We start from the raw sequence: 455 nt of genomic DNA, 5'->3' as shown, positions 1-455 counted from the left end.
TGACGACCCGCCGCGACCGACTTCGACGCGGGTGCTAGCCTCGTACGACGGGGAGAACAGCGTCGTCTTCCACGTGTCTTCGCCGGGCGTCAGCGAGGGTGCGCGTGCGAGCACACCGAACGGCCAGACGCCGTAGCTCCGGATTCGAATCGGGTCGTCGGCCGTGTTCTCCAGCGAGAGCGTGAGCGCCGCAGGATGTTCGATCGTCGCGTCAGCGACCGCGAGGTCCACTGACAGCGAGAGCCCTTCCAGAGGCGTCTCCACAGCCGTGTCGGCGATTCGATACTCGGTGTCACCCAGACACCCGGAGAGACCGGCGACCGACAGTGTGCTCGCAGTCACGAACGTCCGACGCTTCATCGCCGGTCACCTCCGTCGTCGGCACGGGCGTCGGTGAGTTCGACGAACACGTCTTCCATCGTCGCGTCGTTGGGTGATGCAGTCCGTGCTCGGAG

General features: G+C 66.2%; 1 pseudogene. It reads right to left on the bottom strand.

From position 1 onward, the window contains the following. A pseudogene (locus tag DVK07_RS21665) lies at nucleotides 1-360 on the bottom strand (hypothetical protein); the annotation flags it as partial. Nucleotides 361-455 lie beyond the last annotated feature (95 nt).

Origin of the sequence: Halorubrum sp. Atlit-26R, assembly GCF_003666015.1 — an archaeon.
In the GTDB taxonomy this organism is placed as follows: Archaea; Halobacteriota; Halobacteria; order Halobacteriales; family Haloferacaceae; genus Halorubrum.
The sequence above is the reverse complement of the archived record's forward strand: the minus strand, read 5'-3'. Positions and strand labels throughout refer to the sequence as shown.